Origin of the sequence: Xylophilus sp. (assembly GCA_009914555.1) — a bacterium.
GTDB lineage: Bacteria > Pseudomonadota > Gammaproteobacteria > Burkholderiales > Burkholderiaceae_C > WNDY01.
In genome coordinates, this window is record WNDY01000019.1 from 56,531 (window position 1) to 64,446 (window position 7,916).

Consider the following 7,916-nt stretch of genomic DNA (forward strand, 5'->3'; position numbering starts at 1 on the left):
CGACGGCGCACTGTCGGATCACCTGGCATTCCGTGCACGGGCCGGAGATATCGCGACTACGCGCCTTTTTTTATGTTTTCCGTCTCATTCTTGGAGACGTGCGCGGCCAGGGTCATTCCGATCAACGAAGAAAGATGCGGCGACGGTGCCCGCCATGCAGGTACCGGGATGTGGCGGCGACTGGATCCGGAGCGGAGAAAGCGCGGCGGGCCGGCCGGGCCTGCTGCACAATCCCGCTCCTGCCCTTCTGCGGAGCTGCCTCGTGAAAACCGTCTACGTCCTCAATGGTCCCAACCTCAACCTGCTGGGCACCCGCGAGCCGGCCATCTACGGCCGCCACACGCTCGAAGACGTCCGGCGCCTCTGCGAAGAGGCCAGTTCCGAGCATGGTTTCAGCCTGGTCTTCCGCCAGACCAACCACGAAGGCCAGTTGGTCGACTGGCTGCACGAGGCCGGCCAGCTGCATGCGCGCGGCGAACTGGCCGGCGTGGTGCTCAATGCCGCGGCCTACACCCACACCAGCGTGGCGCTGCAGGACGCGGTCAACGCCACGGGCGTGACGCTGATCGAGCTGCACATCAGCAACACGCATGCGCGCGAGAGCTTCCGCCACCACTCCCATATCGCGCCGGTGGCCAGGGCGGTGATCGCCGGGCTGGGCGTGCACGGCTATCCGATCGCGATCGCCGGGCTGGCGCGGGTGCTGGCCGCCGGCTGACGGCCTATTTCCACCCCGGCGTCTGGAACGCCGCGGCGAGGAAGTCCACCAGCGCCCGCACCTTGCCCGACAGGTGCCGGCGGCTCGGGTAGATGGCCTGGATGTCGAGCCGGCCGCAGTCGTGGTCCGGCAGCAGCCGCACCAGCCGGCCGTCGCGCACGTCGTGCCCGACGATGAAGGCCGGCTGCAGAATCAGGCCCTGGTCGGCCAGCGCCGCCGCACGGCAGGTGTCGCCGCTGTTGGCCCGCAGGCGCGGATGCGTGGCCACGCTCTGGCTGGCGCCATCGGGCGTGCGGAAGGTCCAGGTGTCGCCGAAGGACGACCAGGAATAGGCCAGCACCGCATGCTGCGCAATGTCGGCCACGCGCGTCAGCGGCGGCGCCCGGCGCAGGTAGCCCGGCGATGCGCAGAGCAGCATGTCGTCGCCCGCGAGCCGGCGCACGACCAGCGTCTCGCTCTGCACCCGGCCAATGCGCACGCCGACGTCGAAGCCCTCGTCCACCAGGTCGACCACGCGGTCGGTCAGCGTGATGTCGAGCTCCATCTCCGGGTGCAGCTTGAGGAATTCGCCCCACAGCGGCGCCCAGTGCAGGTTGCCAAAGGACAGCGGCGCATTCACCCGCAGCCGGCCTGCGGGCCGCGCGGCGGCCGCGCTGGCCTCGGCATTGGCCTCGGCGAAGTCCTCCAGGATCTGCCGGCAGCGCTCGTAGTAGGCCGCGCCCGAACCGGTCAGCGACAGGCTGCGGGTGGTGCGGTGCAGCAGGCGCGTGCCCAGCTCGGCCTCCAGTTCGCCCACCAGCCGCGACACCACGGCTTTCGACAGCGCGAGCCGGTCGGCAGCCTTCACGAAGCTGCCGCTTTGCACGATGGCCACGAAAGCCTCGATCTGGCGGAACTGCGGCATGGTCGTTCGTTGTCAAAAACAGAACAATGCGTTCTGAGCGGTGCGATTTATCTTTTATAGCAGAACGCCTAGAGTGGACTGTGAAAGGTTGCACGACCATGCCCCACGCACAGATTCCCTCCTCGGCCACCGTGGCGATCCCTGCGCTTTACCTGTCGCACGGCGCGCCGCTGTTCGCGCTCGACCCCGGCACGACCGGGCCGGCGCTGACCCGCTGGGGCGCCTGCCTGCATGCCAGCCACCCGGAGCTGCGCGGCGTGGTCGTCATGTCGCCGCACTGGATGGCACGCGGCCCGGCGGTCATGACCCATCCGGCGCCCGCGACTTGGCACGACTTCGGCGGCTTCCCGCCGCCGCTCTACCAGCTGCGCTACCCGGCGCCCGGCGAGCCCGCGCTGGCCGGCGAGGTAATCGGGCGCCTGGCCGCGGCCGGCATCGCCGCAGCCGGCGATCCGCAGCGCCCGCTGGACCACGGGGCCTGGGTGCCGCTCATGCACCTGCTGCCCGACGCCTCGGTGCCGGTGGTGCAGGTCGCCCTGCCGGCCGGCGCCGGCCCGCGCGCGGTGTACGCCATTGGCAGCGCGCTCCAGGGCCTGCGCAGCGAAGGCGTGCTGGTCGTCGGCTCGGGCAGCATGACCCACAACCTGTCCGAATTCTTCGGCGGCCGCGACGCGCCCCTGCCGTACGTGGGCGAGTTCAGCCGCTGGATCGAGGATGCCGTGCAGCGCGGCGACACCGAGGCGCTGCTCGACTACCGCCAGCGCGCGCCGCACGCCGCGCGGGCGCATCCGACCGAGGACCATTTCCTGCCGATCTTCTTCGCGCTGGGCGCCGCCGGCAGCGACCGCACGGTGGACTACCTCAGCCGCGAGGTGCGCTACGGCATCCTGGCGATGGACGCATTCGCGCTGCACTGAAGCGATCCGATACCGTCCGCCGCCGCGCTTCGATCACGATAGGGCCATGCCCGATACCACCCACGACCTTCCGCTGACCTTCCTCGAACGTCGCGCCGCCCCCGGCGTGGACCAGCCCTGGCTGCTGGTGCTGATGCACGGCGTGGGCAGCAACGAGCGCGACCTGTTCGGCTTCGCGCCCTACGTGCCGCCGCAGTTCCATGTGCTGAGCCTGCGCGCACCCTTCACCGTGGGGCCGGACAGCCATGCCTGGTTCGACTTCACCGTCCACCCCGATGCCAGCCGCACCATCGATGCGGCCCAGGAGCGTGCGGCCCGCGACCTGGTCGAGCGCACCGTGCAGCAGGCGGCGCAGCAGCGCGGCATTCCGCCCGCGCGGGTGGTCGTGGGCGGCTTCAGCCAGGGCGGCATCATGGCGCTCACGCTGCTGCTGACCGCGCCGCAGCACATCGGCGCGGCCCTGGCTTGGCACAGCCGGCTGCTGCCGGAGGCGGCTTCGGCGCGGGCGCCGCGTGAGGCCTTTGCCGGCAAGGCGCTCTGGGTCAGCCATGGCACCGAGGACGGCGTGATCCCGCTGGCCCAGGCCCATGCGATCCGGGACGCGGCCGCCGCGCTGCCGCTGGCGCTGACCTACCGCGAGTTCCCGGGCGCCCACGAGATCCGCCCGGCCGAGCTGTCGCAGACGGTGCAATGGCTCAACGCGCTGAGCGCGCAGCCGCAGCAGCAGCCGCCGCCGGCCTGAAGAAGGCGTCGAACAGCGCGAGCAGCGCCGGGAATTCTGCGGCGAAGCGCGCACGGTTGACGAAGTAGCCTTCACAGGCCACGGCGAAGAATTCGGCCGGCGACTCCGCCGCATAGGCGTCGAGCCACGGGGCTTCGCCGCTGAAGCGCTCGGCGATGATGACCTGTTCGCGGAACCCCTCCCAGGCTGGCTCCAGCACCGCCATCCAGGCCCGGCGCGCGGCCGGGCCGCCGCGGGTGCCGAGAAATCCGGCCGGCAGCGGCGGGCAGCCGTCCGGCGCGCCGTCGCGCATGTCGAGCTTGTGGGCGAATTCGTGGATGACGACGTTGTAGCCCTGCGCCGTGGCGCTGGCGGCCTCCTGCACGTCCTGCCAGCTCAGCATGACCGGGCCGCGGTCCATGGCCTCGCCGGCCAGCACCTCGTCGTAGCCGTGCACCACGCCGGCCTCGTCGGTCACTTCGCGGCGCGCGACCACCTGGCCCGGATGGACGACGATGCCGACGAAGTCGTCGTACCAGCGCAGCGCCTGCGCTGCAGGGCCCCAATGCAGCAGCGGCAGGCAGGCCTGGGCGGCGATCGCGACGGCCATGGCGTCGGTCACTTCCAGGCCCTGCGCACCGTGGAATTCCTTCTGCGACAGGAACCGGCTGCTCAGCGCGCGCAGACGCCGAACACCCTCGGCAGGTAATTCTGCGATAAAGGGGTATAGTCCCGTAGTGCACAGCCAGAGCGCGTTAGGGATACCCTCCTCCTCAGAGTATTCATCGGCGCCCACAGCCCTGTGCCGCCACCATCGGCGCAGCGCACCGAGCCATCGGCCGCTCATCCGAGCGCGATGCGGCGAAAGCCCGCCGCATCCAGCCGCAGGGCTTCGGCGCGCGGCGGCAGCGCGGCGAGGTCCCAGTCGCTGAGCACGCGGCGCTCGGTGCCGTCCGGCAGTGCGTGATCAGCCGGGCGATGGGTGTGGCCGTGCACCAGTGTCGTGGCGCCGGCCTGCTGCATCCATTGGCGGGTCAGCGCCGGGTCGGCGTCGGCATAGGCCGCCTCCGCCTGCTTGCGCGACGCGCTCTCGCTGCGGATGCCGCGCGCCAGCAGCCGGCGTTCGGCCAGCGGCCGGGCCAGCACCTGCGCCTGCCAGGCTGGAGAGCGCACCTGCGCGCGAAAGCGCATGTAGTCGTGGTCGTCCAGGCAGAGCGCGTCGCCGTGGCTCAGCAGCACCCGCCGGCCGGCGAAGGCCAGCACCGTCGGATCGGCCAGCGCGGCCATGCCGGCGCGCGCCAGGAACGCCTCGCCGAGCAGGAAGTCGCGGTTGCCGGCGATGAAGTACAGCGACAGCCGCTGCGACGCTTCGCGCAGCGTCTGTCCACACGCATCCTCGAAGCTGCCGGACACGGCCGCGTCGTCGCCGATCCAGACCTCGAAGAGGTCGCCGAGAATGAACACCGCGTCGGCCGGCGTGCGGAACAGGTAGTCGCGCCAGGCGGCGACCGTCAGCGGCTCGCTCTCCTGCAGATGCAGGTCCGCGATGAAATCGACCGCACGCCAGTGCGGCGGAGCGACCAGCTCCGCGCACCGGGGTGCGGCCTCGGCCATGGGACGCGGGGAGGCGGTGCTCAGAGCAGGACGGCCTTTTCGATGACGACGTCGTCCTTCGGCACGTCGTCATGGAAGCCCTTGCGGCCGGTCTTCACGGCCTTGATCCTGTCGACCACATCGGTACCGTCGATGACCTTGCCGAACACGGCATAGCCCCAGCCCTGCGCGCTGGGCGCGGTGTGGTTCAGGAAGCCGTTGTCGGCCACGTTGATGAAGAACTGCGAGGTGGCCGAGTGCGGCGCGTTGGTGCGCGCGAAGGCGACGGTGTAGTTGTCGTTCTTCAGGCCGTTGTCGGCCTCGTTCTCGATCGGCGCGTCGGTGGGCTTTTGCTGCAGGCCGGGCTCGAAGCCGCCGCCCTGGACCATGAAGCCGGGAATCACGCGGTGGAAGATCGTGTTGTCGTAATGGCCCTTCTTCACATAGGCCAGGAAGTTCTCGACCGACTTCGGCGCCTTGTCGGCGTCGAGTTCGAGCGTGATGACGCCGTAGCCGGCGATGTGCAGTTCGACCTGCGGGTGGGTGGTGCTCATGGTCTGCTCCTTGGACGGCAGGTGGATGGGTGTGCGGCGCGCCGGCTACGGGAGCACGGTGGCCGCGGTGAGGGTGACGGGCGTGAGCGGCACGTTCTGGTGCGGACCCTTGTTGCCGGTGGGCACGGCGCGGATGCGGTCGACCACGTCCATCCCCTGCACCACGCGCCCAAAGACGGTATAGCCGTAACCGTCGGGCTGCGGCGCGTTGAGGCTGGGATTGTCCTTCAGATTGATGAAGAACTGGGACGTGGCGGAATTCGGATTGGACGTGCGGGCCATGGCGATGGTACCGCGGTCGTTCTTCAAACCGTTGGCCGCCTCCAGCGGGATCGGCGCGCGCGTAGGCTTCTCGCGCAGGTCGGTGGTGTAGCCGCCGCCCTGGATCATGAAGCCGTCGATCACGCGGTGAAACACCGTGCCGTCATAGTGCTTGTCGCGCACGTACTGCAGAAAGTTCTCGACCGTGCGCGGCGCCTTTGCCGCATCGAGCTGGACCACGATGTCGCCCGCCGAGGTGGCGAGCCTGACCCGCGGCCCGGGGGCGCCCTGGGCCGACGCGGCAGCCGTGGCGAGCCCGAAGGCAGCCAGGCAGAACATGCGGCGCACAGCGCCGTGCGGGGACAGGAGCGTCTCCGATGACTCCTTCGAAAAAGATCTTCCACTGGCCGCCCTGGCGCAGCCAGTACTGCCGCTTGACCGCGCCGGTGCGCGCGCCGTCGAGCACTTCGCCGAAGGTCACGACCATGGTGTCGGCCTTGTCGTTCCAGCGCAGGAGGGACAGGTCCTTGAGCCGGATCTCGCGGCCCTCGGCGCGTACCGCCTCGGCCGCGAGTTGCGGCGTCCATTCGGCCAGCGACTTGCCGTAGCTCTTGAAGTCGGGGGTGTAGAAGGCGAGCAGGCGGTCCATGTCGCCGCTGGACTTGGCCGCGCGCCAGGCGTCGAGCACGCCCTCGAAGGCCCTGGACTCCGGCTGCACCGCGAGCGGTGCCACCCATTGCAGGTGCGAAGCGATCACCACCGGCGTACTGCGCGGCTCGACCGTGCGCAGGATGCGCTCCAGGGCCGGGTTGGCCAGCACCACGCAGCCGTCGGTGGTCAGCGGCGCGCGCGAGAACTGGTCCCGGGGCGTGCCGTGCAGCCAGATGCCGCCGCCGGTCTTGCCACGGCTCAGGTCCAGCGGGTTCGGGTAATTGATCGGCAGGGCACCAGCGCCGTAGAAGTCCTTCAGCGTCGCCTTGTTGAGGTTGCCGGTGATGTAGTACACGCCCAGCGGCGTGCGCAGGTCACCCTCGACCGACTTCTCGATGCCCGACTTGCCGAGCGAGATGTAATAGTCGGCCACCAGCTGCAGGCCATTGGCCGTGTTCTCGAACAGGTAGAGCCGCGAACGCGAGGCGTCCACCGCGATCGCATGCCGGCTGCGCGGTGCGAGCGTGAGGAACTGCGACGGAATCGTGTGGGCCGGCGGGCGCTCGCGCAGCGCCTTCAGACGCAGCTGCGACTCCTGACGCAACTCGTCGAGCTGGGCCACCATGGCCGCCGGCATGCCGTCGGCTATGTCGCCCAGGCGCCGCAGCGGCCGGGTCCGGCCGGCCAGCAGGTCGCCATAGACCAGTTGCGCCAGCTGGAAGTTCGGATACCTGGACGCCAGGTGCTCGGCCTTGGCCAGCGCTTCGCGCGAGCGCGAGGCGCCGATGAGGCGATAGACCTCGATGAGCAGGGCTTCGGCCTCGCCGTCGTGCGAGGCGGCCGGTGCTGCCTGGCGCGCCGGCGTCCTGGCCACGGGCGGTGCATGCCGGCGTTCTGCGGCCTGGCCAGCCCAACACAGGCCCCACAGGACCACCGCCGCCGCCAGTCCTGCGGACCGCGCGGGGCGCCGGGAAAGAGAAAATTTCACGTCAGAAAATCAGGCCATGCAGCCGACGACTGCTGCCATTGCCACCACGCCGCCGCCGTCACGCGCCGGACGACTCCTTCGTGATCACCCAGCGGCCGTCGGACTTCTGCAGTTCGAGCGTCTTGCGGCCGGAGGACTTGTAGGTGCCGGCCACGTAGTCCTGGTGGAAGCGCGCCGTGGCGCGGTCGCCATTGACCTGCACGCTGACGTTGCTGAGCTTCACGCTGATGCTGGACTTGCCCTCGATGCGGGAGCGGCGCTCGGCCTCCCAGGCCTTGCGCGACTTGCCACCGTTGAAATCGCTGCTGTAGGTGGCGAGGTAGGCCGCGACGTCGCGCGACGACCAGGCCGCGGCCCAGGCCTGCACGGCGGCCTCGACGTCCTTCACATCGGCGGACGAAGCGGCGGAGGCGTCGACTGCCGGCGCGGGCGCGGGCGCCGACGCCGGCCTGGCGGACACGGCAGGCACAGCGGCCGCAGGCGAGCCTGTCCGAAATTTTGTGTGTGAGGCATAGCATGTCAATGAGGAGCATGTATGCCGACGAGCAAGACGAAAACGAAGAACGCAGCGATAGCCGCCCGAACGGCGGCGTTGCCCACGATCCCCAA

The 7,916-nt window shown here is 70.0% G+C and carries 9 protein-coding genes and 1 pseudogene; 3 read left to right on the top strand and 7 right to left on the bottom strand.

Going from position 1 to position 7,916, the window contains the following annotated elements:
* The first annotated feature begins 247 nt into the window (after positions 1 to 247).
* Positions 248 to 718 carry a type II 3-dehydroquinate dehydratase gene (gene aroQ / locus GAK38_RS10785; RefSeq protein ID WP_325343984.1) on the top strand — a complete coding sequence of 157 codons (471 nt, stop codon included), beginning with the start codon at positions 248 to 250 and terminating at the stop codon, positions 716 to 718.
* A 4-nt stretch (positions 719 to 722) separates the two neighbouring features.
* Here the strand turns inward: aroQ and GAK38_RS10790 are convergent, their stop codons facing one another.
* A complete protein-coding gene (locus GAK38_RS10790; RefSeq protein WP_325343967.1) occupies positions 723 to 1,622 on the bottom strand; it encodes a LysR family transcriptional regulator in 900 nt (299 codons plus the stop codon).
* Between the two features lie 98 nt (positions 1,623 to 1,720).
* On the opposite strand from GAK38_RS10790, the gene GAK38_RS10795 reads away from it, so the two are divergent.
* Positions 1,721 to 2,539 carry a DODA-type extradiol aromatic ring-opening family dioxygenase gene (locus GAK38_RS10795; protein WP_325343969.1) on the top strand — a complete coding sequence of 273 codons (819 nt, stop codon included), beginning with the start codon at positions 1,721 to 1,723 and terminating at the stop codon, positions 2,537 to 2,539.
* 46 nt (positions 2,540 to 2,585) lie between these two features.
* A complete protein-coding gene (locus tag GAK38_RS10800) occupies positions 2,586 to 3,281 on the top strand; it encodes an alpha/beta hydrolase (RefSeq protein WP_325343970.1) in 696 nt (231 codons plus the stop codon).
* On the opposite strand, the gene GAK38_RS10805 is transcribed toward GAK38_RS10800, so the two are convergent.
* From GAK38_RS10805 to GAK38_RS10830, 6 genes and pseudogenes are all read right to left on the bottom strand, one after another.
* Complete coding sequence (locus tag GAK38_RS10805) at positions 3,235 to 4,107, bottom strand: zinc-dependent peptidase (RefSeq protein WP_325343971.1); 873 nt, start codon at positions 4,105 to 4,107, stop codon at positions 3,235 to 3,237. The genes GAK38_RS10800 and GAK38_RS10805 overlap by 47 nt on opposite strands.
* Complete coding sequence (locus GAK38_RS10810) at positions 4,104 to 4,874, bottom strand: UDP-2,3-diacylglucosamine diphosphatase (protein ID WP_325343973.1); 771 nt, start codon at positions 4,872 to 4,874, stop codon at positions 4,104 to 4,106. Before GAK38_RS10810 ends, GAK38_RS10805 begins: the two co-directional genes overlap by 4 nt.
* A gap of 20 nt (positions 4,875 to 4,894) precedes the next feature.
* The gene (locus GAK38_RS10815; RefSeq protein ID WP_325343975.1) at positions 4,895 to 5,407 is read right to left on the bottom strand and encodes a peptidylprolyl isomerase; all 513 of its coding nucleotides are present in this window, start codon (positions 5,405 to 5,407) and stop codon (positions 4,895 to 4,897) included.
* Between the two features lie 45 nt (positions 5,408 to 5,452).
* Positions 5,453 to 6,007 carry a peptidylprolyl isomerase gene (locus tag GAK38_RS10820; protein WP_325343977.1) on the bottom strand — a complete coding sequence of 185 codons (555 nt, stop codon included), beginning with the start codon at positions 6,005 to 6,007 and terminating at the stop codon, positions 5,453 to 5,455.
* A 34-nt stretch (positions 6,008 to 6,041) separates the two neighbouring features.
* Positions 6,042 to 7,247: pseudogene (locus GAK38_RS10825) on the bottom strand (L,D-transpeptidase family protein); the annotation flags it as partial.
* A gap of 118 nt (positions 7,248 to 7,365) precedes the next feature.
* Positions 7,366 to 7,767 (bottom strand): nuclear transport factor 2 family protein, encoded by a 402-nt coding sequence (locus GAK38_RS10830; protein ID WP_325343979.1) that lies wholly within the window; start codon positions 7,765 to 7,767, stop codon positions 7,366 to 7,368.
* Between the last annotated feature and the right edge of the window lie 149 nt (positions 7,768 to 7,916).